The following is a 26,806-nucleotide window of genomic DNA, read 5'->3' as shown; positions in this document are numbered from 1 at the left end:
AGAAATAATGCGTCGCTTCACAACAAAAAAGTGCATTTTCCGTCGCTGCGATCGGCATAAACTCGAAATTAGCATTGTTTGATAAAAAAAGGATAACAAAAATGACACATCCGATTGTTGAAGCACTACAGGGCAACGAAGCGCAGTTTATTGAGCTGCGGCGACATTTTCATCAGCATCCTGAGATCGGTTTTGAGGAGCAGCAAACCAGCCAGCGCGTTGCGGAACTGCTTCAGCAATGGGGATATGAGGTACATCACGGGATGGCAAAAACCGGGGTGGTCGGCACCCTGAAAGTGGGCAACGGCAGCAAACGTCTTGGTCTTCGCGCCGATATGGATGCGTTGCCGATGCAGGAGGAGAGCGGCAAAGCGTGGAGCAGCACCGTTGAAGGCAAATTCCACGGCTGCGGTCACGACGGCCACACCACCACCCTGCTCTATGCCGCCGAGTACCTGGCGCGCACCCGCAACTTTAACGGCACGCTGCACCTGATTTTCCAGCCAGCGGAAGAGCTCCTGTATGGCGGACGGGTGATGGTCGAAGATGGCCTGTTTGAGACCTTCCCCTGCGACCATATTTTTGGCCTGCATAATATGCCGGGGCAGAAACTGGGCAAAATTGGCCTGCGCGATGGCGCCATGATGGCCTCCTCGGACACTATACACATTGAAGTTAATGGCGTGGGTGGGCACGGTGCCCTGCCGGAACATACCGTCGATGCGACGCTGGTGGCCTGCCATATTACCCTCGCCCTGCAGTCGATTGTGTCGCGCAATATCACTCCATTTGAACCCGCCGTGGTGACGGTCGGCAGTATTCAGGCCGGTCATGCGCCCAACATCATCAACGACAAAGTTCTGATGAAACTGACCGTGCGCACCCTGAACGAAAAGGTGCGTCAAACCGTCCTGCAGCGCATCCACGATATCGCCGTTGCGCAGGCAGATAGCTTCAACGCCACGGCCACCATCCGCCATATCAACGGCAGCCCGGTGCTCATCAATAATCCTGCGGCCAACGAGATGGTGCGTACCGTCGCCCAGGATCTGTTCGGACAGGATGCTGTGGCCGCTATCGGTTCATTCATGGGCAGTGAAGACTTCGCCTTTATGCTTGAAAAGAACCCTGACGGCTGTTACTTCACCATCGGCGCTGGCGATGAAGCGGATCGCTGCATGGTGCATAACCCGGGCTATGACTTTAACGACAAGATCCTGATCACCGGCGCCGCACTCTGGAGCGCCCTGACCGAACACTATCTGCGTTGATCCCATATCCCCAGGAGGGCTGCACAATGAGTACCGTTCCCCTGACAGGCACCCCGGCTTTCGCAGGTAACGATCGACTGCTGGCGGGTATTGTTCTGAGCGTTCTGACATTCTGGTTATTTGCCCAGTCGGTGATTAACGTCGTGCCGGCCATGAAAAATAGCCTCGACATATCCCTGGAGACGCTCACGCTGGCAGTCAGTCTCAGCGCGTTATTCAGCGGCTGCTTTGTGGTTGCCAGCGGTGGCTTTGCCGATAAGTTTGGCCGCGTGCGCCTGACGGTTATCGGCCTGGTGCTGAGTATCATCGGCAGCGGCCTGCTGTTTCTGGCCCGGGAACCGGTGCTTTTCCTGCTGGGACGGGCGATCCAGGGGCTGTCGGCAGCCTGCATTATGCCCGCGACACTGGCGCTGATTAAAACCTGGTACGACGGTAAAGCGCGCCAGCGGGCGATCAGCTTCTGGGTCATTGGCTCATGGGGCGGCAGCGGCCTGAGCTCGTTTGTTGGCGGCGCGATTGCCACCAGCCTGGGCTGGCGCTGGATTTTTGTTTTTTCCATCGCGATGGCCCTGGCTGCACTGCTGTTGATCCGTGGTACGCCGGAAAGCCGAAGCGCCAGTGCTGGTCAGCACAAGCTGGATATTGGCGGACTGGTGAGTTTTGTCTGTATGCTGGTGCTGCTCAACCTGTTTATCAGCAAAGGGCATAGCTGGGGCTGGGGCAGCGGCCTGTCACTGACGGTGCTGGGGGCAACGATCCTCGCGGCACTGGGTTTTATCTATACCGGCCTGCGCAAAGGCGATGCGGCGCTGATTGATTTTGCGCTGTTTAAAAACCGGGCCTACAGCGCGGCGGTGCTCTCGAACTTCATGCTCAACGGCTGTATTGGCACCATGATGATCACCAGCATCTGGTTACAGCAGGGCCATCATCTGACGCCTTTGCAAACCGGAATGATGACGCTGGGGTATCTGGTGACGGTGCTCGCCATGATTCGCGTGGGAGAAAAGCTGCTTCAACGCTATGGCGCTCGCCTGCCGATGATGACCGGCCCGGTGTTGACCGCAATCGGCATCACCTTTATCTCCTGCACTTTCCTGAGCAAAGAGATCTATATCGTGACCGTCTTTTTCAGCAACGTCCTGTTTGGTCTCGGGCTGGGCTGTTATGCCACGCCATCGACAGACACGGCGGTGATGAACGCGCCAGAGAGCAAAGTTGGGGTGGCATCAGGGATCTATAAGATGGGCAGTTCGCTGGGCGGAGCAATGGGGATCGCCGTAACGGCTTCACTGTATGCCCTGCTGCTGCCGCTGGGCATGGCCAGCGCCGCCCAGTATGCGCTGCTGTTTAACAGTGCGATTTGTCTCGGTTCGGCGGTGGTGGCCTGGGCGTTATTACCCAAATTGCGGGCCCCTTAGTAACAGAGGCCGCAGGGCTATCAGGCGATGTTCAGGTATTTGTGCGTCTGCATCGACAGACGCCAGTTACGCGCAATACAGGTCTCAATACACAGACGGGTGGCATCCTCTTTCTGGCTGATGGGCTGCAGCGCAATAACGCGCTGTTTTTCGTCCGTCAGCGTTGCCAGCAGCTCGTCCAGCGCTTCGATATCGCGCGTGCGCCCGACCGGGTGTTTGATCTCATCGGCACGCTCCAGCGCCTGGGAGAGGATATCGTAGCCGCCGCGCATATTTACTTTTGGTGATACCGTCACCCAGGTGGTGTGGGAGCAGCGCACTTCATGGGTGCCGCTGGTCTCAATCTGGCAGCTAAAGCCGTTCTTCTCCAGCAGCATGGTGAGCGGCATTAAGTCATGAATGCAGGGTTCGCCGCCGGTGATCACCACGTGGCGCGCGGTCCAGCCCTGACGGCCAATGATCGCCAGCAGATCTTCCGGATTGGCTGCGCCCCATTTATCGCTCTCTTTGGTTTTGGCCAGGATGCTAAACAGCGACACTTCCCGATCCGCGAGCTTATCCCAGGTATGTTTGGTGTCGCACCAGGCACAGCCAACCGGGCATCCCTGCAGACGAATAAAAATAGCGGGAACGCCGGTGAAGTAACCCTCGCCTTGCAGGGTCTGGAACATCTCGTTAATCGGGTACTGCATAGTTATCTCTGGTCAGATTTACGGGGGGGCATTATTGCAGATCGCACATAATCAGGCAAAACAACCCCGGCCACGATTTTATTCCTGTCAGTTTAAGGATAGCCAGGCTAACACCCTTAGGGTAGAAAGCCGTTGTCAGAAGGCAATGTTAAAAACATTAAAACTTACGCTACGCTTTTAAGATATCGCCCACCCGGCTGTCGACGTTAACCCCCCTTGACTGAGTAGCCATCAGAATACTGGACAAGCAGAATGAGCCATTTTGCGGTAATAACGCTACCGTTATACAGCCATATGCGCGCTATGGAAGCACTGGCAAAACACCTTATCGTGCGCGGCCATCGGGTCACTTTTTTTCAGCAGGAAGAGGCTCGCACGCTGCTCAGGGAACCGCAGGCGCGCTTCATCGCCGTGGGTCACCCGACGCCGTCTGCGATGAATGAGCCAGGTTTTTTCCGCCTGATATCAGATATGGCAAGCGTTACCGATATGCTGTGCCGTGAACTGCCTCTCGCCTTCCGACAGCACAATATTGACGCCGTGATTGTTGATCAGATGGAGCCGGCTGGAGGGCTGGTTGCACAAGCGCTCAACCTGCCCTTTATCTCCATCTGCTGCGCCCTGCCGGTAAACCGGGATAACACTATTCCCTTGCCGGTGATGCCTTTTCGCTATGGCACCAGCAATCGCAGCCGGAAATTATACGCCTCCAGTGCGGATGTGTATGACTGGCTGATGTCGAGACAGGGGCGAGTGATTGCCCGTCATGCCCGGGCGTTTGGTCTGTCCTCGCGCAACAGGCTGGATCAATGCCTGTCGCCGTTGGCGCAAATCAGCCAGACCATCCCAGGCTTTGATTTTCCACGTACCTTGCCCGCCTGCTTCCATGCGGTAGGCCCGCTACGCTACGATCCGCCAACGGTCTCTTCCGGCAATAAGAAGCCGTTTGTTTTTGCGTCATTAGGCACGCTCCAGGGCTACCGCTACGGGCTGTTCCGCACAATTGCCCGCGCCTGCCGACAGGCGGGTGTGCCCTTGCTTATTGCCCACTGTGACAGACTGAATGCAAGTCAAACCGCCCGGCTGGCACGTGCCGGGGCGAAAACCGTAGGATTTACCGATCAGCTGGCGGTATTGCGCGATGCCAGCGCCGTCATCACCCACGCTGGGCTGAATACGGTTATGGATGCCATCGCCACCGCCACGCCGATCCTCGCCGTGCCTCTGGCGTTTGATCAGCCAGGCGTCGCCGCCCGAGTGGTCTTCAGCGGCATTGGCCTTAAGGCCTGCCGTTTTTCGCCGAGCCGCACGCTCAGCCAGCATCTTCTCGACCTGCTGGAAAATAAGCAGTACACGCAGCGCATCACCGCCCTCCAGGCTCAGCTGATAAACGCCGGAGGGGCAGCACGGGCTGCCGAAATTATTGAACAGGCGGTATGCACACGTCATAGCGTACCGACGGTGTGATGATAAAAAAACCCGCCGAAGCGGGTTTTTCTAAAGATGAAGGTTCAGCGTGAATTACTGACCTTTGATCTCTTTACGACCGTTGTAAGGTGCTTTTTCGCCCAGCGCTTCTTCGATACGAATCAGCTGGTTGTATTTAGCAACACGGTCAGAACGGCTCATAGAACCAGTTTTGATCTGGCCAGCAGCGGTACCAACAGCCAGGTCAGCGATGGTCGCGTCTTCAGTTTCGCCTGAACGGTGAGAGATAACGGCAGTGTAGCCAGCGTCTTTCGCCATTTTGATCGCAGCCAGAGTTTCGGTCAGAGAACCGATCTGGTTGAATTTGATCAGGATGGAGTTAGCGATGCCTTTCTCGATACCTTCTTTCAGGATTTTGGTGTTGGTTACGAACAGGTCGTCACCAACCAGCTGGATTTTGTCGCCCAGTACTTTAGTCTGGTATGCGAAACCATCCCAGTCAGACTCGTCCAGACCATCTTCGATGGAGACGATTGGGTACTGTTTGGTCAGCTCTTCCAGGAAGTGAGTGAACTCTTCGGAAGTGAACGCTTTGTTGCCTTCGCCAGCCAGAACGTATTTACCGTCTTTGTAGAATTCAGATGCTGCGCAGTCCATCGCCAGGGTGATGTCGGTGCCCAGCTCGTAGCCTGCTGCTTTAACTGCTTCAGCGATTACGGCCAGTGCTTCGGCGTTAGAACCCAGGTTAGGTGCATAACCACCTTCGTCACCAACAGCGGTGTTCATGCCTTTGGCTTTCAGAACTTTTGCCAGGTGATGGAAAACTTCAGAACCCATACGGATGGCTTCTTTAACAGTTTTCGCGCCAACCGGCTGAATCATGAATTCCTGGATGTCGACGTTGTTGTCAGCGTGCTCACCGCCGTTGATGATGTTCATCATCGGAACTGGCATGGAGTATTTGCCTGGAGTGCCATTCAGTTCAGCAATGTGTTCGAACAGTGGCTGACCTTTAGAAGCTGCTGCTGCTTTGGCGTTTGCCAGGGAAACAGCCAGGATTGCGTTCGCACCGAAGTTAGATTTGTTTTCAGTACCGTCCAGATCGATCATGATCTTGTCAATGCCAGCCTGATCTTTGGCATCTTTGCCAAGGATTGCCTGAGCAATAGGACCGTTTACTGCGCCAACCGCTTTGGTTACGCCTTTGCCCAGGAAGCGGGATTTGTCGCCATCGCGCAGTTCCAGCGCTTCGCGGGAACCAGTAGAAGCACCTGACGGCGCAGCAGCCATACCTACGAAACCACCTTCCAGGTGTACTTCGGCTTCAACAGTCGGGTTACCACGGGAGTCGATGATTTCACGACCGATGACTTTAACGATTTTGGACATTAGATTTTCCTCAGTACAAGTTAAACTAAAACTCCAGACAAACAGCGCGTACCCTTGGTACGCGCTGCCGTTCTAACTTTTCTTACTTCGCCTGACGCTTCTGGAACTCAGTCGCGGCTTTTACAAAGCCAGCAAACAGCGGATGTCCATCACGCGGCGTAGAAGTAAATTCCGGGTGGAACTGGCAGGCAACGAACCACGGGTGGTTCGGCACTTCGATGATCTCGACCAACTGATCATCCCCGGAGCGGCCCGCAATACGCAGACCCGCAGCTTCAATTTGTTTCAACAGCAGGTTGTTCACTTCATAACGGTGACGATGGCGTTCAGTGATGACTGGCGCACCGTACATCTGGCGTACCAGGCTGTCATCAGAGAGCTGGCAAGCCTGAGAACCCAGACGCATCGTGCCACCCAGATCGCTTTTCTCGGTACGGACTTCGACGTTACCTTCTTCGTCGCGCCATTCGGTAATCAGCGCCACAACAGGGTACTTACAGTCTGGCACAAATTCCGTAGAGTTCGCGTTTTCCATGCCCACCACATTACGGGCAAATTCAATCAGTGCAACCTGCATACCCAGGCAAATGCCGAGGTAAGGAATATTGTTTTCACGCGCATAGCGTGCGGTAGCGATCTTGCCTTCAACGCCACGGTAGCCGAAGCCGCCAGGGATCAGAATAGCATCCAGATCTTTCAGAATTTCTACACCGCGGGTTTCAACATCCTGCGAATCGATCAGCTTGATGTTGACGGTTACGCGGTTTTTCAGGCCACCGTGTTTCAGCGCTTCGATAACGGACTTATAGGCATCCGGCAGTTCGATGTACTTGCCGACCATACCGATAGTCACTTCACCCGCCGGGTTCGCTTCTTCGTAAATAACCTGTTCCCATTCAGACAGGTTAGCTTCCGGACAGTTCAAGCTGAATCGTTTACAAATATAATCGTCCAGGCCCTGTGATTTCAACAGGCCCGGAATTTTATAAATGGAATCGACATCTTTCATTGAAATAACGGCTTTTTCTGGCACGTTACAGAACAATGCAATTTTTGCACGTTCGTTGGCCGGAACCGCACGATCGGAGCGGCAGACCAGAATATCTGGCTGAATACCGATGGAGAGCAGCTCTTTAACGGAGTGCTGAGTCGGTTTGGTTTTTACTTCACCTGCGGCAGCCATGTACGGCACCAGAGTCAGGTGCATGAACAGCGCGTGTTCGCGACCAATGTCCACCGCCAGCTGACGGATCGCTTCCAGGAACGGCAGGGATTCGATATCGCCTACGGTACCGCCGATTTCTACCAGCACGACGTCGTGGCCTTCGCCACCGGCAATGATGCGCTCTTTAATGGCGTTGGTGATGTGTGGGATAACCTGAACGGTTGCGCCCAGGTAGTCACCGCGACGCTCTTTACGCAGAACGTCGGAGTAGATACGGCCAGTCGTGAAGTTGTTACGGCGGGTCATTTTGGTGCGAATGAAGCGCTCGTAGTGACCCAGGTCCAGGTCGGTTTCAGCGCCGTCTTCAGTAACGAACACTTCCCCGTGTTGGATCGGGCTCATGGTACCTGGATCGACGTTGATGTACGGATCCAGCTTCATCATGGTCACATTGAGGCCACGGGCTTCAAGAATGGCTGCGAGGGAGGCTGCGGCAATGCCTTTACCCAGAGAGGATACAACCCCGCCGGTCACAAAAATATAGTTCGTTGTCATGCTGAACCTGAGAAGTTAGGGTGAAACGATGGAATAACCAGGACGGGAAAGTAGTATACCCGAACACGGCGAGCGCCACAAACTTTCATTCTCCGTCTCCTGTCTCAGGCTTTGACTCATATTGGGAGTGAGAAAATAGCCCCTTTTGGGTAAATGTTTTTGACGCAAATCAAGCGCTTGTCATTTAAAAAATCACACAAATTGCGCTTGATCGCAAAAACCCGTTAGAGATCAGATTCCTGGCGTTTTACTTCCTGCCAGACTTCTTCCATCGCGTCGAGGTCCACGCCGGTCATTTCCAGGCCGCGAGCCGCGATAATGCGCTCCACTTCCCGGAAGCGGCGCTCGAATTTGAGGTTCGCTTTCTGCAGCGCCACTTCGGCTTTGACGCCCAGATGACGGGAAAGATTGACGGTGGCGAACAGCAGATCTCCTATCTCCTCTTCAAGCTTCTGCTGATCCACTACCGCCTGCTGCGCTTCGTGCATCACCTCGTCAATCTCTTCATGCACCTTGTCGAGCACCGGGCCCAGAGATGTCCAGTCAAACCCTACCGTCGAGCAGCGTTTCTGGATCTTGTGCGCGCGCATCAGCGCCGGCAGGCTTAACGGAATATCGTCCAGCGCCGAATGTTGCAATTTTTCAGCCCGTTCCGCGCTTTTAATCTGTTCCCAGCGGGCCAGAACCTCGGTACTGTTTTCGGCGGTAGCATCACCAAAGATGTGCGGGTGGCGGCGCTCCAGCTTGTCGCTGATGGCGGCGCAGATATCATTGAAATCAAACTGCCCCTCCTCCTGGGCCATCTGCGCATAGAACACCACCTGGAACAGCAGGTCACCCAGCTCGCCACGCAGATCGTCAAAATCTTCCCGGGAGATGGCGTCCAGCACCTCGTAGGTCTCTTCCAGAGTGTAGGGGGCGATGGTGGCGAAAGTCTGCTCTTTGTCCCACGGACAGCCGTTTTCCGGGTCGCGCAGACGTTGCATAATGCTGAGCAGGCGGTCGATTTGGGTCATAGTTTTGTCCTGATAAAAAAATGCCGGGTGGCGGTTTACGCCTTACCCGGCCTACAAAAGAAGGTGCGATTATCCGCCGTGCAGACGACGGGCGTCGATCACATCCGGCACCTGGTTCAGCTTGCCGAGCACGCGGCCCAGCACCTGCAGGTTATAGATTTCGATGGTCATATCAATGGTGGCGAGCTGCTGGCGCGTATCGCTGCGGCTGGCGACGCCCAGCACGTTCACCTTCTCGTTCGCCAGAATGGTGGTGATATCGCGCAGCAGGCCGCTGCGATCGTTGGCTGAGACCCGTACCACCAGTGAATAACCGGCGGAATAACTCTCGCCCCACACCGCATCCACGATGCGTTCCGGCGCGTGGGACTGTAAATCGTCCAGCTGATCGCAGTCCGCACGGTGAATGGAGATCCCGCGCCCCTGGGTGATAAAGCCGACAATCTCATCCCCCGGGATTGGCTGGCAGCAGCGGGCAATATGGTGCATCAGGTTGCCGACACCCTCCACCACCACTCTGCCTTTGTCCTTTTCTTTGCCACGGTGCGAGGGGGCGTAGCTCTTCTGCTGAAGCTGCTTCAGCGCCGCCGCATCCTGCTCTTCCGCGCTCGGTTTGTTGAACTGCGCCTGCAGGAAATTCACCATCTGGTTAAGACGAATATCCCCACCGCCAATGGCGGCCAGCAGCTCATCCAGCTCGTTAAAGTTGTAGCGCGGCAGAAGGAATTTCTCTGCCTCTTTCAGGTGGATGCCTAAATGCTCCAGTTCATCGTCAAGGATCTGGCGTCCGGCAAGAATATTCTTGTCGCGATCCTGCTTGCGGAACCAGGCATGAATTTTTGAGCGCCCGCGGCTGGTGGTGACATAGCCGAGGTTCGGGTTCAGCCAGTCGCGGCTCGGGTTCGGCTGTTTCTGGGTAATGATCTCAATCTGGTCGCCCATCTGCAGCTGGTAGGTGAACGGTACGATACGCCCGCCGATTTTGGCGCCGATGCAGCGATGCCCCACATCGCTATGGATATGGTAGGCGAAGTCGAGCGGCGTTGAGCCTGCCGGCAGGTCAACCACGTCACCTTTCGGCGTAAAGACGTAGACCCGGTCGTCAAAGACCTGGCTGCGCAATTCGTCGAGCATCTCGCCGGAGTCGGCCATCTCCTCCTGCCACGCAATCAGCTTACGCAGCCAGGCGATACGATCTTCATGACCGGAGCGCGCCCCGCTTGTGGGCCCCTCTTTATACTTCCAGTGCGCGGCGACGCCCAGCTCGGACTCTTCATGCATCTGCTTGGTACGGATCTGGATTTCGACGGTTTTGCCGCCCGGCCCCAGCACCACGGTATGGATCGACTGGTAGCCGTTCGGTTTCGGATTGGCGACATAGTCGTCAAACTCATCCGGCAGGTGACGGTAATGGGTGTGGACAATCCCCAGCGCGGCGTAGCAGTCCTGCAGCCGCTCGGCGACGATACGCACGGCGCGCACATCAAACAGCTCGTCAAAGGCGAGGTGCTTTTTCTGCATTTTGCGCCAGATGCTGTAGATATGCTTCGGACGGCCATAGACTTCGGCCTTCACGCCCTCTTCTTTCATCGACTTACGTAAGCCGCCGACAAACTCATCGATATAGTGTTCACGATCGATACGGCGTTCGTGCAGCAGCTTAGCAATGCGTTTGTATTCCGCCGGGTGCAGGTAGCGGAAGCAGTAATCCTCCAGCTCCCATTTCAGCTGGCCGATGCCCAGACGGTTCGCCAGCGGGGCATAGATGTTGGTGCACTCTTTCGCCGCCAGCACGCGTTCGTCTTCCGGCGCGTCTTTGACTTCCCGCAGGTGGGCAACGCGTTCGGCAAGCTTAATGACCACGCAGCGGAAATCATCCACCATCGCCAGCAGCATACGGCGAACGTTATCCACCTGTTCAGACGAGACCGAATCGGTGTGGGTGGCTTTGAGCTGACGGATGGCGGCCATATCGCGCACGCCGTGGATCAGCGCCACGATCGATTTCCCGACGCTTTCGCGCAGCACCTCTTCTGTGACCACCTCGGCGTCGGCCAGCGGGAAAAGCATAGCCGCACGGAGGGTGTCGATATCCATACTCAGCATGGAGAGGATCTCAACCATCTCTACGCCGCGCCACAGCAGCAGCTCGGCATCGGGATGCCCCTGTGTGGTGCGCAGACAGTAGGCCCATGTTTCGGTTAAGCGTTCACACGACTGCTGGCTGGCGATCCCCAGACTTGCGATCCATTTTTGTGGGTCAAACTCACCAGCTTTATTGAGATGTGCACTTCTTACCGCAACCATTGTCCTCTCCTTTAGGGACCCCTGCCTGTCGAATTCGACAAGCCGAAACTCATCAATTGTGTTCAAACAACGCCATTGATTCCAGATGCCCAGTGTGCGGGAACATATCAAGCATTGCCAGACGCTGAATCTGGTAACCCGCCGCTAATAACGCCTCGCTATCGCGGGCAAGCGTCGCCGGATTACAGGAAACATAGACCACACGTTTGGGGGCCAGTTTAATAATATGCTGCATCACGCCTGGCGCGCCTGCGCGTGCCGGATCAAGCAGAATTTTATCGAAACCGTGCGCCGCCCATGGCTGCTGTGTAACATCCTCTTCCAGATTCTCGTGAAAAAATGTCACGTTTTGCAGCGCATTGTGAACAGCGTTATCGCGCCCCTTTTCCACCAGCGCCGCCACCCCTTCAACGCCGACCACGCTTCGTGCCCGTTTTGCCAGCGGCAGGGTAAAGTTGCCCATCCCGCAAAACAGGTCGAGCACCCGATCCTCCGGCTGAATATCCAGCCACGCCAGCGCAGTCGCGACCATCTGCTGGTTAACGCCGTCATTCACCTGGATGAAGTCGCGCGGGCTGAACGTTAAGCGTAGCCCGTCTGAATCATACCAGGGCGTTTCCCCGCTCAGTTGCTCAAGTATCTCGCTTTGCGGGGCGAGATAAAGGTCAAGCTCATGGGAATGCGAAAAGCGTTCCAGTTTTTCGCGATCTTTGGCCGAAAGCGGTGCAGTATGGCGCAGCACCATCAGCGGGCCGCTGTTCGCCAGCACCAGTTCAACGTGCCCAAGATGGCGTACGCCCTGCAGGTCAGAGAGGCATTTGCGCACTTCTGGCAGCAATGCCTCAAGACGGGGCACCAGAATGGGGCACTCTCTGACATCAACGATGTCGCTGGAGTTGGCCTTGCGAAAACCCATCTCCAGACGGGCGGTTTTCGGCTGATAATTGAGGCTCAGACGCGCCCGGCGGCGGTAGCCCCAGGGTTTATCTGCGATGACCTCATTGACGTCGTGCTTCAGCAAACGCGCCAGGGCGTTGCTTTTGCTGCGCTCCTGCAGCGCGACGCTGGCATGCTGCTGTTGGCAGCCGCCGCAGATGCCAAAGTGCGGGCAGCGGGGCGTTTCGCGTTCCGGGCTATCATTAAGACGGCGCTTTACCTGTCCGCGAGCGTACTGACGTTTCTCTTCCGTCAGGGTGATTTCCGCACGCTCATGGGGCAGCAGGCCGGGAATAAATATGGTCTTGCCCTCGTGGCGCGCCACCCCCTGTCCGAACGGATCGAGGTCTGTCACTTCAACAGTTATGATCTGACGCGTCGTCACGCGTCGCTTTGCAGAGTAGAATTGCGCCATCGCCGGGAATTTTCTCAAATGAACATATTGACTCTAATTGTCCCATAACGGAACTCCATGACCAACTACAGCCTGCGTGCGCGCATGATGATTTTGATCCTCGCCCCTACCGTACTCATTGGTTTACTGCTGAGTACCTTCTTCGTGGTGCACCGTTATAACGACCTGCAACGTCAGCTCGAGGACGCCGGTGCCAGCATTATTGAGCCGCTCGCGGTCTCCAGCGAGTACGGCATGAACCTGCAAAATCGCGAGCCCATCGGCCAGCTCATCAGCATTCTGCACCGTCGGCATTCGGACATTGTGCGGGCGATTTCAGTGTATGACCAAAATAATCACCTGTTCGTGACCTCCAATATTCAGCTTGATCCGGACACCCTGAAGCTGCCGGATGGTACGGCGTTTCCAAAGCGGCTGAGCGTGATCCGCCAGGGCGAAAAAATGATCCTGCGCACCCCCATTATTTCGGAAAGCTATTCACCGGATGAATCTCCCGCGTCGGACGCTAAGCCCAATAACAACTTGCTGGGATATGTGGCGCTGGAGCTGGATCTCAAGTCCGTGCGGCTGCAACAGTACCGGGAGATCTTTATCTCCACGGTGATGATGCTGTTTTGTATCGGCATTGCGCTGATCTTCGGCTGGCGACTGATGCGGGATGTAACCAGCCCCATCCGCAACATGGTGAATACCGTCGACCGGATCCGCCGGGGCCAGCTCGACAGCCGCGTCGAAGGCTTTATGCTCGGCGAGCTGGATATGCTGAAAAACGGCATCAACTCGATGGCCATGTCGCTGGCGGCATACCATGAGGAGATGCAGCATAACGTCGATCAGGCTACTTCCGACCTGCGCGAAACGCTGGAGCAGATGGAGATCCAGAACGTTGAGCTGGATCTGGCTAAAAAACGCGCCCAGGAGGCGGCACGCATCAAGTCGGAGTTCCTGGCGAATATGTCCCACGAGCTGCGCACCCCGCTGAATGGGGTGATTGGCTTTACCCGCCTGACCCTGAAAACCGAGCTCAACCCGACCCAGCGCGACCACCTGCATACCATTGAACGCTCCGCCAATAACCTGCTGGCGATCATCAATGACGTGCTGGACTTCTCCAAGCTCGAGGCAGGCAAATTGATCCTTGAGAGTATTCCGTTCCCGCTGCGCAACACCCTGGATGAGGTGGTCACCCTGCTGGCGCACTCCTCCCACGACAAGGGGCTGGAGCTTACGCTGAACATTAAAAATGATGTGCCGGACAACGTCATTGGCGATCCGCTGCGCCTGCAACAGGTGATCACCAACCTGGTGGGTAACGCCATTAAGTTCACCGAGAGCGGGAACATCGACGTGCTGGTCGAAAAACGCTCCATCAGCAATACCAAAGTGCAGATTGAGGTGCAGATCCGCGACACGGGGATCGGTATTCCTGAGCGCGATCAGTCCCGGCTGTTCCAGGCCTTCCGCCAGGCCGACGCCAGCATCTCCCGCCGCCACGGCGGTACCGGGCTGGGGCTGGTCATCACGCAAAAACTGGTTAATGAGATGGGGGGCGATATCTCCTTCCACAGCCAGCCTAACCGGGGCTCGACCTTCTGGTTCCATATCAACCTCGACCTGAACCCGAATGTGCTCACCGATCGTCTGGCCATGGATTGTCTGCAGGGTAAACGGCTGGCGTACGTGGAGCCCAATACCGCCGCCGCGCAAAGCACCCTCGATGTGTTAAGCACGACACCGCTGGAGGTGGTCTACAGCCCGAACTTCTCCACGCTACCGGTTGACCATTACGACATCCTGCTGCTGGGGATCCCGGTGACCTTTACCGGCGATCTGACCATGCAGGAGGAGCGGCTGGCGAAAGCGGCCTCGATGACCGATTACCTGCTGCTGGCCCTGCCCTGCCATGCCCAGATCAATGCCGAGGAGCTAAAACATGACGGGGCGGCCGCCTGCCTGCTGAAACCGCTGACGGCCACCCGCCTGTTGCCAACGCTGACGGAATATTGCCGTCTGAACCATCACATTGCACCGATTACCAGCGATGATAGCAAACTGCCGATGACCGTGATGGCGGTGGATGACAACCCCGCCAACCTCAAGCTGATCGGGGCGCTGCTGGAAGATCAGGTTCAGCATGTCGAACTGTGCGAGAGCGGTTTGCAGGCCGTGGAGCGAGCGAAGGAGAAGCCGTTTGACCTGATCATGATGGATATCCAGATGCCCGGTATGGACGGCATCCGCGCCTGTGAACTGATTCGCCAGCTTCCCCATCAGCAGCAAACCCCGGTGATCGCCGTGACGGCGCATGCGATGGCGGGGCAAAAGGAGAAGCTGCTGAGCGCCGGGATGAACGACTATCTGGCGAAGCCGATTGAAGAAGAGAAACTGCACAGCCTGCTGCTGCGCTACAAACCCGGCCCTACCACAGGTCACTGGCTCCCCGCAACGGAGGTCCCGCCGGCGGTCCCGGAGATCGTAGTTAACGGCAGTGCCACCCTCGACTGGCAGCTGGCGCTGCATCAGGCGGCGGGCAAAAACGACCTCGCGCGGGAGATGCTGCAGATGCTGGTCGCGTTCCTGCCGGAAATCCGCAATAAAGTGGAAGAGCAGCTGGTGGGAGAAAACCCGGAAGATCTGGTCGGGGCGATCCATAAGCTGCACGGCAGCTGCGGGTACAGCGGGGTGCCGCGTCTTAAGAATCTCTGTCAGCTGCTGGAGCAGCAGTTACGTTCCGGCACGCCGGAAAGCGAGCTGGAGCCGGAGTTCCTGGAGTTGCTGGATGAGATGGATAACGTCACGCGGGAAGCGATGAAGGTGCTGGGGTCGTAAGGCCCCTCTCCCGACAGGAAGAGGGGGGGTAAAGAAGGGATTACAGCCCCCCTCCCACTTTTAATACGGCGGCGATATTGCGGGCCGCCATCCGCACGTTTTCTTCGGCATCTTCCAGCGCCTCCTCCAGCGTGCAGACGGTATAAATCACGCTGAATACCGCGTCGATACCATGCTCGTGCACCACGCCGACATCCGCCGTCAGGCTGCCCGCCAGGCCAATGACCGGTTTATTGTAGCGTTTGGCAATCTTCGCCACCCCTACCGGCACTTTGCCATGAACGGTCTGGCTGTCGATCCGCCCTTCGCCGGTGATCACCAGATCGGCATCGGCCACCAGGCCGTCGAGATTGAGCGCATCGGTGACGATTTCAATACCCTGGCGCAGTTGCGCGCCGCAAAATGCGTACAACGCCGCGCCCATACCGCCCGCCGCGCCGCCACCCGCCAGCCCGAGCACGTCAACGTCCAGGTCGCGGGCGATGATCCGGGCATACTGCGTCAGCGCGCGATCGAGGCGCACGATCATCTCTGAGGTCGCCCCCTTCTGCGGACCAAACACGGCGGTAGCGCCGTTGTCGCCGGTCAGCGGGTTGGTGACGTCGCATGCCACCTCAATGCGGCACGACGTCAGCCGTTTATCCAGACCACTGATATCGATACGAGCCAGCCTTTCCAGTTCACCGCCGCCGGGACCGATGGCGTGACCCTGTTCGTCCAGCAGCTTCGCGCCAAGCGCCTGCACCATTCCTGCGCCGCCATCGTTGGTGGCGCTGCCGCCAATCCCAATGATGATATGTTTTACGCCTGCATCCAGGGCATGGCGGATCAGCTCCCCGGTTCCCCAGGAGGTGGTTTTCAGCGGATTGCGCTGGGCCGGGGGAACCAGCTCCAGACCGCTGGCCGCCGCCATCTCGATGAATGCGCTTTTTCCATCGCCGGAGCGGCCATAAAAACCGTCAACATGCTCGCCGAGCGGCCCCGTTACGCGTAGCTGAATAATTTCACCCTGGGTGGCGGCGACCATCGCTTCCACGGTGCCCTCCCCACCATCGGCAACCGGCAGTTTCACGTACTCCGCCGTGGGGAAAATCTCGCAAAATCCTTGCTCTATCGCCGTTGCCACTGCCAGGGCACTCAGGCTCTCTTTGTAAGAGTCCGGTGCGATCACTATTTTCATAAGCCGTCCTTACGCATGTTGACTACCATAAGCATACACCCGTCACGCAAGAGAAAATGCCGACTCCCGCAGGAACCGGCACCGGACTTAACGCACCATGCAAGGGCATTTGTTGTTGAAGGTCCACTCCGGAATCAGGTACTGCATCGCCATCGCGTCGTCGCGTGCGCCCAGACCATGCTGCAGATAGAGCTCGTGCGCCTTCATCACCTGATCCATATCCAACTCCACGCCCAGACCCGGCGTGGTTGGTACCTGCACCATACCGCCCTTGATTTCGTACGGCTGTTTGGTCAGGCGCTGGTTGCCCTCCTGCCAGATCCAGTGGGTGTCGATGGCGGTGATGTTGCCCGGCGCGGCAGCGGCCACGTGGGTGAACATCGCCAACGAGATATCAAAGTGGTTATTGGAGTGCGAGCCCCAGGTCAGGCCGAACTCGTGACACATCTGCGCCACGCGCACCGAGCCCTGCATGGTCCAGAAGTGCGGGTCCGCCAGCGGGATATCCACCGACTGCAGCGACAGGGTATGCCCCATCTGACGCCAGTCGGTGGCGATCATGTTGGTGGCGGTTGGCAGACCGGTGGCGCGGCGGAACTCGGCCATCACTTCACGGCCGGAGAAGCCCTGCTCAGCACCGCACGGATCTTCCGCATAGGCCAGCACGCCTTTCAGACGCTTACCGATGCGGATCGCCTCATCCAGCGACCAGGCCCCGTTTGGATCAAGGGTGACGCGCGCCTGTGGGAAGCGTTTCGCCAGCGCAATGATCGATTCGGCTTCTTCTTCACCCGCCAGCACGCCGCCCTTCAGTTTGAAATCGTTAAAACCGTACTTCTCGTAGGCCGCTTCCGCCAGACGGACCACCGCATCAGGGGTCATCGCCTCTTCATGGCGCAGGCGATACCAGTCGCACTGCTCATCCGGCTGGCTCTGATACGGCAGCGGGGTCAGCTTGCGGTTGCCGACGAAGAACAGGTAGCCCAGCATCTCAACTTCAGTGCGCTGCTGCCCATCACCCAGCAGGGAGGCGACGTTAACGCCCAGATGCTGGCCCAGCAGATCGAGCATTGCGGCTTCAATGCCGGTCACAACGTGAATAGTGGTGCGCAGGTCGAAGGTCTGCAAACCGCGGCCACCCGCGTCACGGTCGGCAAATTCGTTACGTACGGCGTTAAGAACGTTTTTATAGGCGCCGAGGGTTTGCCCCACCACCAGCGGGATCGCCTCTTCCAGTGTTTTACGGATCTTCTCGCCACCCGGGATTTCACCTACCCCGGTGTGACCGGAGTTATCTTTGATGATCACAATATTACGGGTGAAGAACGGGGCATGGGCGCCGCTCAGGTTCATCAGCATGCTGTCATGGCCGGCAACCGGGATAACCTGCATAGAGGTCACAACAGGAGTAGTAAACGTGCTCATAATTCCATCCTTTAATCAGTGGCGACCGAACGCCGGGCGTTTACGGTCAAAGGTCCAGCCGGGGATAAGGTACTGCATTGGGCCTGCGTCATTACGCGCGCCGCCTGGCAGTTTCTTATACGCTTCATGCGCTTTGTGGATCTGATCCCAGTCAAGTTCCACGCCAAGCCCCGGTGCATCAGGTACGGCAATCTTGCCGTGTTTAATTTCGAGTGGATTTTTGGTCAGGCGCGCTTCGCCTTCCTGCCAGATCCAGTGGGTGTCGATAGCGGTCGGCGTGCCCGGTGCGGCAGCGCCGACATGGGTAAACATCGCCAGCGAAATATCAAAGTGGTTGTTGGAGTGGCAACCCCAGGTCAGGCCCCAGTCATCGCACAGTTGCGCCACCCGTACCGCGCCGGAAAGGGTCCAGAAGTGCGGGTCCGCCAGCGGAATATCGACCGCATTGAGCATGACGGCGTGCCCCATCTCGCGCCAGTTGGTGGCGATCATGTTGGTCGCCACCGGCAGGCCCGTGGCGCGGCGGAACTCCGCCATCACCTCACGGCCAGAGAAGCCCTGCTCGGCGCCGCACGGATCTTCGGCGTAGGTCAGGACATCGCCCAGCCCTTTGCACAATGAGATGGCCTCATCCAGCAGCCAGGCGCCGTTGGGATCCACAGTAATGCGGGCATCCGGGAAGCGTTTTTTCAGGGCACGGGCGCTCTCAATTTCTTGCTCGCCCGGCAGAACGCCGCCTTTCAGTTTGAAATCCTTAAAGCCGTAGCGATCCTGCGCGGCTTCCGCCAGACGCACCACCGCCTCACTGGAGAGCGCCTCCTGATGGCGCAGGTGATACCAGTCGTGGCTGCCCGGCGAACGTTCCAGGTAAGGGAGATCGGTTTTGGTGCGATCGCCCAGGTAGAAGAGATAGCCCAGCACGGTGACCGCATCGCGCTGCTTGCCCGGACCGAGCAGTTCGCACACCGGCACGTTCAGCGCTTTGCCGAGCAGGTCCAGCAGCGCCGCTTCCAGCGCCGCCACCGCATTGACCCGCAGCTCGAATGTCCAGGCACCTTTGCCGAAGGTATCGAAATCGGCAGACTGGTTGCCTTTGTGCACGCGCTGCACCACTTTGTTCAGGCGCGCCACCTCCTGACCCACCACCTGCGGAATGGCATCCACCAGGGTCTGGTAGATCACCTCGCCGCCTGGCGCTTCACCTACGCCGGTATTCCCGGCGTTATCGGTCAGTACCACGATATTGCGGGTAAACCAGGCGTTATGCGCGCCGCCGATGTTCAGCAGCATACTGTCCTGGCCGGCAACCGGGATAACCTTCATTTCAGTGACGACAGGGCTGGATTGCATACTCATCATTAACGCTCCGTAACAGGTTTCAGCTCAATACGTTTGATATCACCTACCAGTACTAGGTAGCTCAGCACCGCCACCAGGGCATGGATACCGACGTAGATCAGCGCCCCGTTAAACGAGCCGGTGGTACCGACGATGTAGCCAATGGCAATCGGAGTCACGATGCCGGAGATGTTGCCGAACATATTGAACAGACCGCCGCTCAGGCCGCTGATCTCTTTCGGCGCGGTATCTGCCATTACCGCCCAGCCCAGCGCACCGATACCTTTACCGAAGAAGGCCATCGCCATAAAGCCGATAATCATCCACTCGGCGTTCACGTAGTTACACATCACCATCGTCATGGAGAGCAGCATACCCAGCACGATTGGCGTTTTACGGGCGATATTCAAAGAGCCAGTACGACGCATCAGCCAGTCGGAAATTACCCCGCCCAGTACGCCGCCGACAAAGCCGCAGATTGCCGGAACGGAGGCGACAAACCCGGCTTTCAGAATCGACATGCCGCGCGCCTGCACCAGATAGACCGGGAACCAGGTAATAAAGAAGTAGGTTAAGGCGTTGATGCAGTACTGGCCGAGATAGATCCCAAGCATCATGCGGGAACCCACCAGCTGTTTGATTTGGCCCAGTTTCTGGCTGAACGGGACTTTCGCTTTGCTGCTCGCCTGATCCATGTTGATCAGCGCGCCGCCTGCGGCGATGTAGTCCAGCTCTTTCTGGTTTACGCCGGGATGCTGGTTCGGTTCGTGGATCACTTTCAGCCAGATAAAGCTGATCACAATGCCCAGACCGCCCATAAAGAAGAACACATGCGACCAGCCCACCTCGTGCGTCAACCAGCCCATGATAGGTGCGAAGATGACGGTGGCAAAGTATTGTGCGGAGTTGAAAATGGAGACCGCCGTTCCCCTCTCCTGCGCCGGGAACCAGGCAGCCACGATTCGGCTGTTGCCCGGGAAGGATGGGGCTTCTGCCAGCCCGACGAGGAAGCGCAGGGTAAAGAGCGCGACAATGATGCCAAAGCCGTTAAAGATATCCACAAAGCCCTGCAGCAGGGTAAACATGGACCAGATGAAAATGGACCAGAAATAGACGCGTTTTGAACCGAAGCGATCGAGCAGCCAACCGCCTGGAATTTGGCCGATAACATAGGCCCATGAAAATGCGGAGAAAACATACCCCATACCGACCGGATCCAGCCCGATATCTTTTGCCATTTCTGAACCAGCAATCGACAGGGTGGCGCGGTCGCCATAGTTGAAGGATGTGACGATAAACAGCATCACCACTATCCAGTAGCGGGCGTTAGTGCGCTTTTCAGCGCTGCTCGCCGCTTGGCTTAATGAACTCATTCTTGCACTCCTGAATCATAGCGTTTCTGCTACGTTCATTCTGAACAGCTCAACCGTAGGGTAATCAGAATGACGTGTATGTGTTTTTGCAGTTCGAACATGTAGGTCGTTTCGCCTTACTGACTGCATTTTTATTAACTGGCGGAAAAAGTATAAGAAAGGAATCAGGCCCCTCTCACCGTGCAACAACACAACATTGGCAAGGCTCTGTGCGGTTGTTTGTGGCAAAAGCCCAGGACAATGGAAGAGACTTCACGGAAATGAAAACTGCCTGCCCGTAAGGGGAAGGCCAGAGTCAGGGAATAACGGGAGTGTGAAACAGGTCGCTTGACGCAGTGAAAATGCCTGCTAATAACCGTGCTTCAGGTGAGGATTTACGGGCGATTGCCCAAAGCTTACTCGATTCAGTTAACTTATACTGGCTGCATGGTCGCTTTGTTAACTGGCAAAGGGTTCTGGCCCTCCGCTCAGGGAGGGCAGGAACTTATTTTAGCAATGTGCCCCACTGTTCAACCCAGGGATTGGATTCACCTTCCGGTTCAGGGTGTTCAGAGGCGTCAATCATCAGCATCTCACCCACGCGCTGCGCGCTTTGCTCCTGTAACAGAGCGTCGAACAGCTTGCCGCCACCGCAGAAATTCGCGTAAGTGCTATCACCGAGCGCAATAATGCCGTAACGCATTTCCGGCTGATAACCCAGTTTATCTTTAATTCCCTGGTACAACGGAACAATGCTGTCCGGGAGATCGCCCTGCCCGGTTGTCGAGGTGACCACCAGCGCATACTGGCCCTGGTATTTTTCCCAGTCGGCCAGATCGGGATCTTCATAGACCGTGGCTTTATGGCCCATACCCGCCAGAATCGCTTCGGCCTCTTCTGCCACCAGCAGCGAGTTACCGTACATCGTGCCGACAAAAATTCCGATTACCGCCATGTTTTACTCCCTGATTGAACGCTCGTTCCGATCATCCTGAACGTTGGTTACGTCAAACTCAACCCTTTCATTTTCGGGGAGTTGTCCGCGCCATCCAAACTGTGACAACGCCTGCATCCACACCTCGTCCAGCCCGGCCCGGATCGTCAGCGGCTCACCGGTAAACGGATGGATAAGTTGCAGCTGGCTGGCGTGTAACATCAGACGATGACAGCCGAAATGCTCTGCGGCGCTGCGGTTTTGCCGCAAGTCGCCATGCTTGCTGTCGCCGATGATCGGATGGCGAAGATGCGCAAGGTGGCGTCGCAGCTGGTGCTTACGCCCGGTTTTCGGCTCCAGTTCAATCAGACTATAGCGCGTGGTGGGAAACTTACTGGTGGCAACCGGCATTTCAGTGGTCGCCATGCCGCGATAGTCGGTTACCGCGGGCTGCGGGCCTTTGTCGTCGCGGGCATACTTATCGGCAATTTTATCCAGCTCTTCCGTCAGGGGATAATCGAGCGTGGCGCACTCTGTCAGCCAGCCCCGGACAATCGCATGGTAGCGTTTCTGGATCTGATGCTGCTCAAACTGCTGCGCCAGACGTCGACCGGCCTCGCTGGAGAGTCCCATCAACAGAACGCCGGAAGTGGGTCTGTCCAGACGGTGGGCAGTGAAGACATGCTGACCGATCTGATCGCGCACCGTCTGCATCACTACCACTTTTTCATCCCGGTCCAGCCAGCTACGGTGCACCAGCCAGCCGGAGGGCTTATTAACGGCAACCAGCCACTCATCCTGATAGAGGATCTCGATCATGCTTCGTCGCCGAAGAGCGTATCCAGCGCCAGCAGCGCGGCCAGCACCGCGTCGCGTGACGGATGGGCAGCGTCCAGCGCCATTTCATAATAGGGCGCTACGGCAAAGCTCTGGGGTAGCGGATGGCCACTATCGAGCAGGGCATGCATGCGGGGAATGAGGACCCATTGCAGCCACTCAAACGGCTCCAGGGTATCCATACAAAAAGGTTGCGTGCTCTCAAACGCGTCTGGCTGCGGCGCCGTCTCCTGCCACAGCTGATGATCGCGCAGTAAAGCTTCAATGGCGTGCAGTTGCGCGCGCACGTTGTCGTGATGGGTCATGAAAACCTCAACTGAAAATGTGAACGGCGCGCAGCATAGCAAAGACCACGCAGAAATAAAAAAAAGGGAGCACTGTAAAAACAGTGCTCCCGGTTCGTTTCGCAGCAATCCAGCTACTTTTAGTGCTCCCTGCTCATCCGTGACAACTTTTCCTCTGACCCTAAGGTCTGGTCTTCCCTTGACCGCTGCATCCTGCGCACATCGTCCTGATGTGACTGCTTCTTCCTGAAGCGTCCTGGTCTTCCTGACCCACCGGACATCTGTACCGGCTCTCATTCTCCTTCCTGGAGGTGTCCTTCAACGCGTCCTGCGTGATCCTCTTGCTTCATCCTGAAGCCTTCCTTGTAGCGTCTTCCTGACGTGTCCTTGTTAAGAAACGTCATCATCCTGATGTTCGTTTCTTGTGTCGGCTTCCTGTCGACGGAGATAGAATCCATGATTCCGCTTCGTCTTACAAGGCACTGCGTAAGCCACATTAAAGAGTTTGCGTATCTGTACCAAGCGTTATGAAAGCGCAACAAGATGATAATAAAGTATTTTTTAAATGACCTGATGTTTTAAACATTCAAGTAATAAGGGCGATCTCTCACAAACTCTGTAAGAGATCTCTCACACGCGCAGTAGTATGCAGGATTACACGACGGGATGAAGGTGATTAAGAAAATCCGCAAGAGAAGCGGAGAGGGTCTGACGTTTCTGCGTACCCAGTGTCTCTTTTACCACGTTGCCCGTGAGGTTGCAGACAGAGATAACGTCCATCTCACTGTCGAGCGTGGCGATAAACAACGTTGGCGATAGCTTCAGGCGCTTCTGGGTAACGAGGTGCCCTATCAGGTTCTCCTGCACGCGCAGCAGGTCTTCTTCGCTCCAGGTTTGCAGCAACGTCATCGCTTCATTATCAAAGCGAGCGCACATATCCCCGGCGAACTGTGTGGTATAGAACGCGTGAACCGGAGGTTGTACCACAATGTCCATGGCACGTTCAATGGCATTTACACTCTGCTCAACGGTAAAGGGCTGCGGCTGCCATGTCACGGTATCCCCGGAAGAGGTAATAATGCAGGGAGAAGGCACGCCGTACAGCTCTTCGCTTTGCGGCCATGACGCTTTCTGTTCATGCCAGGCGTCACAGTAACGCGTAGTAAATGCGGTTAACGCAGCAGCAGTCTCTTTATCCACCGGTTTCTCTCTTCATATAAGCCAGGATACACTCAGCCCATAGTTTACCTTTAAAGTGACAATGAAACATGTCTTACGAAAATCATGATGCCTTATCGGGCCTGACGCTGGGCAAAAGCACAGCCTACCGCGACATCTACGATGCCAGCCTGCTACAGGGCGTGCCGCGCAGCCTTAACCGCGATCCGCTGGGTCTGAAGGCCGATGGCCTGCCCTTCCACGGCGGCGATATCTGGACGCTCTATGAGCTCTCCTGGCTTAACGCCCGCGGTTTGCCGCAGGTGGCCGTGGGCCACGTTGAGCTGGATTACACCAGCGTCAATCTGGTGGAGTCCAAAAGCTTTAAGCTTTACCTCAACAGCTTTAACCAGACCCGCTTTGAGAGCTGGGAAGCGGTACAGCGCACTCTGGAGAGGGATTTAAGCGCCTGTGCCCAGGGCAAGGTCACGGTGGCGCTCTACCGGATTGATGAGCTTGAAGGCCAGCCCATCGCCCACCTCCACGGCACCTGCATCGACGATCAAGACATTGAGATCGACAACTATCAGTTTGACACCGCGTGGCTGGAAAAGAGTGCCAGCGGCAAAGTGGTGGAAGAGACGCTGGTCAGCCACCTGCTCAAATCCAACTGCCTGATTACTCATCAGCCTGACTGGGGTTCGGTGCAGATCCAGTATCGCGGGGCAAAAATCGATCGTGAGAAGCTGCTGCGCTACCTGGTCTCCTTCCGTAACCATAACGAGTTCCACGAACAGTGCGTGGAGCGCATCTTCAACGACATTCTTCGTTTCTGCCAGCCGGAGTCGCTCAGCGTCTATGCCCGCTATACCCGACGCGGCGGACTGGATATCAACCCGTGGCGCAGCAACACCGATTTTGTTCCCGCCATTGGTCGGTTAGTGCGTCAGTAAAATAAATAAATTCGCAATCTGCGCGGTATGTTCCGCGCTTTAGGTTGTGAAAGGTCATAAGCCAGGGCTATTGTAATCAACGGGGAAAGACGATAAACGTCCCGTAAGGAGCTCACTTGATTACACATATTAGCCCGCTTGGCTCAATGGATATGTTGTCGCAGCTGGAAGTGGACATGCTCAAGAGCACGGCCAGCAGCGATCTTTATCAATTGTTTCGCAACTGTTCACTTGCCGTTCTGAACTCCGGTAGCCTCACCGACAACAGCAAAGAGCTGCTGTCCCGCTTTGAAAGCTTTGATATCAACGTCCTGCGCCGCGAACGTGGCGTAAAGCTGGAACTGATTAACCCGCCGGAAGAGGCCTTTGTTGACGGGCGCATCATTCGTGCGCTGCAGGCTAACCTGTTTGCGGTTCTGCGCGACATCCTGTTCGTGAACGGCCAGATCAGTAACGCCGGTCGTTTCCAGCATCTGAACCTGGAAAGCTCCGTTCATATCACCAACCTGGTCTTCTCTATCCTGCGTAACGCCCGTGCCCTGCACGTGGGCGAAGCCCCAAGTATGGTGGTGTGCTGGGGTGGTCACTCCATTAACGAAACCGAATATCTCTATGCCCGTCGTGTGGGTACCCAGTTGGGTCTGCGCGAGCTGAACATCTGCACAGGCTGTGGCCCGGGTGCGATGGAAGCGCCGATGAAAGGTGCGGCAGTGGGTCATGCGCAGCAGCGCTACAAAGAGGGGCGCTTCATCGGTATGACCGAGCCATCGATCATCGCCGCTGAACCACCGAATCCGCTGGTTAACGAACTGATCATCATGCCGGACATTGAGAAACGTCTGGAGGCGTTTGTCCGCATCGCCCACGGGATTATCATCTTCCCGGGCGGGGTGGGTACGGCAGAAGAGTTGCTCTATCTGCTGGGCATTCTGATGCATCCGGCTAACCAGGATCAGGTGCTGCCGCTGATCCTTACCGGCCCGAAAGAGAGCGCCGACTACTTCCGCGTACTGGATGAGTTCATTGTGCATACGCTGGGCGAAACGGCGCGTCGTCACTATCGCATTATTATTGACGATGCCGCAGAAGTGGCACGCCTGATGAAAAAGGCCATGCCGCTGGTGAAAGAGAACCGCCGTGATACCGGGGATGCCTACAGCTTTAACTGGTCGATCCGTATTTCGCCGGATCTACAGATCCCGTTTGAGCCGTCACATGAAAATATGGCTAACCTGAAGCTCTACCCCGATCAGCCGGTTGAAACACTGGCTGCCGACCTGCGTCGCGCCTTCTCGGGCATCGTGGCCGGTAACGTGAAAGAGGTAGGTATCCAGGCCATTGAGGAGTTTGGTCCTTATAAAATCCATGGCGACCGCGAAATGATGCGCCGCATGGACGATCTGCTGCAGGGCTTTGTCGCCCAGCACCGTATGAAACTTCCGGGCAGCGCCTATATCCCCTGCTACGAGATTTGCGCATAACGCCCCTGCCCGGCTGCGTATCGGGCACCTTCTCACTCTCTCCCGCCGGGAATGGCCTTCAGCCGCCCGGCTTTTTTATTGCCTTCAGTTACATGGCGTGGCGTCAGATATCACCATAACTTATCTTTTTACGTTTGCGTTATGAAACGCAAACGATTACGTAGATTTTCTAAGCGTGATTTATTAGGTACAAATGCTTTAAATCACGAAAAAATCCTCTAAAACGCGACTTATACAGCGTATGACACCTATATTGCTGGGCTCTCTATCACGCTACATATCGTTAATGATAGCCTTCGCGCCCAGAAATTCGCTGTGATGTTTTCTTAGCAGATAAATGGTCTAAAGATATCCACCTCAAAAGTAGATTATTGCATTTGAGATCGGGATCACTGATAGATCCATTATGAAAATGTATCTTTCCGCCCGCCGATAGTTAC

At 56.4% G+C, this 26,806-nt stretch carries 20 protein-coding genes; 6 read left to right on the top strand and 14 right to left on the bottom strand.

The window, feature by feature from the left end:
• The first annotated feature begins 101 nt into the window (after nucleotides 1-101).
• Both DVA43_RS23230 and DVA43_RS23225 read left to right on the top strand, forming a co-directional pair.
• Entirely contained in the window at nucleotides 102-1,271 is a 1,170-nt protein-coding gene (locus DVA43_RS23230) for a M20 aminoacylase family protein (protein ID WP_114316904.1), read from the top strand.
• Between the two features lie 26 nt (nucleotides 1,272-1,297).
• Nucleotides 1,298-2,692 carry an MFS transporter gene (locus tag DVA43_RS23225; protein WP_114316903.1) on the top strand — a complete coding sequence of 465 codons (1,395 nt, stop codon included), beginning with the start codon at nucleotides 1,298-1,300 and terminating at the stop codon, nucleotides 2,690-2,692.
• 20 nt (nucleotides 2,693-2,712) lie between these two features.
• Here the strand turns inward: DVA43_RS23225 and queE are convergent, their stop codons facing one another.
• On the bottom strand, nucleotides 2,713-3,384 hold the full coding sequence (gene queE, locus DVA43_RS23220) for a 7-carboxy-7-deazaguanine synthase QueE (RefSeq protein WP_103822707.1): 672 nt from the start codon (nucleotides 3,382-3,384) through the stop codon (nucleotides 2,713-2,715).
• A gap of 252 nt (nucleotides 3,385-3,636) precedes the next feature.
• On the opposite strand from queE, the gene DVA43_RS23215 reads away from it, so the two are divergent.
• A complete protein-coding gene (locus tag DVA43_RS23215) occupies nucleotides 3,637-4,851 on the top strand; it encodes a glycosyltransferase (protein WP_114316902.1) in 1,215 nt (404 codons plus the stop codon).
• Nucleotides 4,852-4,905: 54 nt separating this feature from the next.
• Here DVA43_RS23215 and eno read toward each other — a convergent pair whose 3' ends face one another.
• The 5 genes from eno to rlmD all read right to left on the bottom strand — a co-directional run bounded on the left by eno (nucleotide 4,906) and on the right by rlmD (nucleotide 12,595).
• Nucleotides 4,906-6,201, bottom strand: a complete 1,296-nt coding sequence (eno, locus tag DVA43_RS23210; RefSeq protein WP_103822709.1) for a phosphopyruvate hydratase — start codon at nucleotides 6,199-6,201, stop codon at nucleotides 4,906-4,908.
• 82 nt (nucleotides 6,202-6,283) lie between these two features.
• Complete coding sequence (gene pyrG, locus DVA43_RS23205; protein ID WP_103180932.1) at nucleotides 6,284-7,921, bottom strand: glutamine hydrolyzing CTP synthase; 1,638 nt, start codon at nucleotides 7,919-7,921, stop codon at nucleotides 6,284-6,286.
• 224 nt (nucleotides 7,922-8,145) lie between these two features.
• Entirely contained in the window at nucleotides 8,146-8,937 is a 792-nt protein-coding gene (gene mazG, locus DVA43_RS23200) for a nucleoside triphosphate pyrophosphohydrolase (protein WP_114316901.1), read from the bottom strand.
• A gap of 69 nt (nucleotides 8,938-9,006) precedes the next feature.
• Nucleotides 9,007-11,244 (bottom strand): GTP diphosphokinase, encoded by a 2,238-nt coding sequence (gene relA / locus DVA43_RS23195; RefSeq protein ID WP_103822711.1) that lies wholly within the window; start codon nucleotides 11,242-11,244, stop codon nucleotides 9,007-9,009.
• A 52-nt stretch (nucleotides 11,245-11,296) separates the two neighbouring features.
• Nucleotides 11,297-12,595, bottom strand: coding sequence for a 23S rRNA (uracil(1939)-C(5))-methyltransferase RlmD (gene rlmD, locus DVA43_RS23190; RefSeq protein ID WP_114316900.1), 1,299 nt, complete (start codon nucleotides 12,593-12,595; stop codon nucleotides 11,297-11,299).
• Nucleotides 12,596-12,652: 57 nt separating this feature from the next.
• On the opposite strand from rlmD, the gene barA reads away from it, so the two are divergent.
• A complete protein-coding gene (gene barA / locus DVA43_RS23185) occupies nucleotides 12,653-15,424 on the top strand; it encodes a two-component sensor histidine kinase BarA (protein WP_114316899.1) in 2,772 nt (923 codons plus the stop codon).
• 40 nt (nucleotides 15,425-15,464) lie between these two features.
• Here the strand turns inward: barA and DVA43_RS23180 are convergent, their stop codons facing one another.
• The 8 genes from DVA43_RS23180 to syd form a co-directional block, all read right to left on the bottom strand.
• On the bottom strand, nucleotides 15,465-16,604 hold the full coding sequence (locus tag DVA43_RS23180; RefSeq protein ID WP_114316898.1) for a glycerate kinase: 1,140 nt from the start codon (nucleotides 16,602-16,604) through the stop codon (nucleotides 15,465-15,467).
• Nucleotides 16,605-16,691: 87 nt separating this feature from the next.
• Nucleotides 16,692-18,032 (bottom strand): glucarate dehydratase, encoded by a 1,341-nt coding sequence (gudD, locus tag DVA43_RS23175; protein WP_168194694.1) that lies wholly within the window; start codon nucleotides 18,030-18,032, stop codon nucleotides 16,692-16,694.
• A gap of 12 nt (nucleotides 18,033-18,044) precedes the next feature.
• The gene (locus DVA43_RS23170; protein WP_103822956.1) at nucleotides 18,045-19,385 is read right to left on the bottom strand and encodes an enolase C-terminal domain-like protein; all 1,341 of its coding nucleotides are present in this window, start codon (nucleotides 19,383-19,385) and stop codon (nucleotides 18,045-18,047) included.
• A 2-nt stretch (nucleotides 19,386-19,387) separates the two neighbouring features.
• Complete coding sequence (gudP, locus tag DVA43_RS23165) at nucleotides 19,388-20,740, bottom strand: galactarate/glucarate/glycerate transporter GudP (protein WP_103822716.1); 1,353 nt, start codon at nucleotides 20,738-20,740, stop codon at nucleotides 19,388-19,390.
• Nucleotides 20,741-21,224: 484 nt separating this feature from the next.
• The gene (locus tag DVA43_RS23160; protein WP_103822717.1) at nucleotides 21,225-21,674 is read right to left on the bottom strand and encodes a flavodoxin; all 450 of its coding nucleotides are present in this window, start codon (nucleotides 21,672-21,674) and stop codon (nucleotides 21,225-21,227) included.
• Nucleotides 21,675-21,677: 3 nt separating this feature from the next.
• Nucleotides 21,678-22,472 (bottom strand): tRNA pseudouridine(65) synthase TruC, encoded by a 795-nt coding sequence (gene truC, locus DVA43_RS23155; protein WP_114316896.1) that lies wholly within the window; start codon nucleotides 22,470-22,472, stop codon nucleotides 21,678-21,680.
• Nucleotides 22,469-22,795: a YqcC family protein gene (locus DVA43_RS23150; protein ID WP_103822719.1), complete on the bottom strand. Its 327-nt coding sequence runs from the start codon at nucleotides 22,793-22,795 to the stop codon at nucleotides 22,469-22,471. Before DVA43_RS23150 ends, truC begins: the two co-directional genes overlap by 4 nt.
• Before the next feature lie 633 nt (nucleotides 22,796-23,428).
• Nucleotides 23,429-23,974: a SecY-interacting protein gene (gene syd, locus DVA43_RS23145; protein ID WP_114316895.1), complete on the bottom strand. Its 546-nt coding sequence runs from the start codon at nucleotides 23,972-23,974 to the stop codon at nucleotides 23,429-23,431.
• Nucleotides 23,975-24,042: 68 nt separating this feature from the next.
• Here syd and queF point away from each other — a divergent pair, with 68 nt between their 5' ends.
• A complete protein-coding gene (gene queF / locus DVA43_RS23140) occupies nucleotides 24,043-24,885 on the top strand; it encodes an NADPH-dependent 7-cyano-7-deazaguanine reductase QueF (protein WP_114316894.1) in 843 nt (280 codons plus the stop codon).
• 116 nt (nucleotides 24,886-25,001) lie between these two features.
• Nucleotides 25,002-26,366 (top strand): nucleotide 5'-monophosphate nucleosidase PpnN, encoded by a 1,365-nt coding sequence (gene ppnN / locus DVA43_RS23135; protein WP_103822722.1) that lies wholly within the window; start codon nucleotides 25,002-25,004, stop codon nucleotides 26,364-26,366.
• The last annotated feature ends 440 nt before the right edge of the window (nucleotides 26,367-26,806 follow it).

This window comes from Leclercia sp. W6 (assembly GCF_003336345.1).
Classification (GTDB): Bacteria; Pseudomonadota; Gammaproteobacteria; order Enterobacterales; family Enterobacteriaceae; genus Enterobacter.
The sequence above is the reverse complement of the archived record's forward strand: the minus strand, read 5'-3'. Positions and strand labels throughout refer to the sequence as shown.

Excerpts from the sequence above, each read along its gene's own strand:
- queE (WP_103822707.1), bottom strand. The coding sequence starts at position 3,384 with ATGCAGTACCCGATTAACGAGATGTTCCAGACCCTGCAAGGCGAGGGT.
- DVA43_RS23225 (WP_114316903.1), top strand. The coding sequence starts at position 1,298 with ATGAGTACCGTTCCCCTGACAGGCACCCCGGCTTTCGCAGGTAACGAT.
- rlmD (WP_114316900.1), bottom strand. The coding sequence starts at position 12,595 with ATGGCGCAATTCTACTCTGCAAAGCGACGCGTGACGACGCGTCAGATC.
- eno (WP_103822709.1), bottom strand. The coding sequence starts at position 6,201 with ATGTCCAAAATCGTTAAAGTCATCGGTCGTGAAATCATCGACTCCCGT.
- truC (WP_114316896.1), bottom strand. The coding sequence starts at position 22,472 with ATGATCGAGATCCTCTATCAGGATGAGTGGCTGGTTGCCGTTAATAAG.
- DVA43_RS23170 (WP_103822956.1), bottom strand. The coding sequence starts at position 19,385 with ATGAGTATGCAATCCAGCCCTGTCGTCACTGAAATGAAGGTTATCCCG.
- DVA43_RS23160 (WP_103822717.1), bottom strand. The coding sequence starts at position 21,674 with ATGGCGGTAATCGGAATTTTTGTCGGCACGATGTACGGTAACTCGCTG.
- DVA43_RS23215 (WP_114316902.1), top strand. The coding sequence starts at position 3,637 with ATGAGCCATTTTGCGGTAATAACGCTACCGTTATACAGCCATATGCGC.
- relA (WP_103822711.1), bottom strand. The coding sequence starts at position 11,244 with ATGGTTGCGGTAAGAAGTGCACATCTCAATAAAGCTGGTGAGTTTGAC.
- DVA43_RS23230 (WP_114316904.1), top strand. The coding sequence starts at position 102 with ATGACACATCCGATTGTTGAAGCACTACAGGGCAACGAAGCGCAGTTT.
- pyrG (WP_103180932.1), bottom strand. The coding sequence starts at position 7,921 with ATGACAACGAACTATATTTTTGTGACCGGCGGGGTTGTATCCTCTCTG.
- barA (WP_114316899.1), top strand. The coding sequence starts at position 12,653 with ATGACCAACTACAGCCTGCGTGCGCGCATGATGATTTTGATCCTCGCC.
- queF (WP_114316894.1), top strand. The coding sequence starts at position 24,043 with ATGTCTTACGAAAATCATGATGCCTTATCGGGCCTGACGCTGGGCAAA.
- DVA43_RS23180 (WP_114316898.1), bottom strand. The coding sequence starts at position 16,604 with ATGAAAATAGTGATCGCACCGGACTCTTACAAAGAGAGCCTGAGTGCC.
- DVA43_RS23150 (WP_103822719.1), bottom strand. The coding sequence starts at position 22,795 with ATGACCCATCACGACAACGTGCGCGCGCAACTGCACGCCATTGAAGCT.
- gudP (WP_103822716.1), bottom strand. The coding sequence starts at position 20,740 with ATGAGTTCATTAAGCCAAGCGGCGAGCAGCGCTGAAAAGCGCACTAAC.
- mazG (WP_114316901.1), bottom strand. The coding sequence starts at position 8,937 with ATGACCCAAATCGACCGCCTGCTCAGCATTATGCAACGTCTGCGCGAC.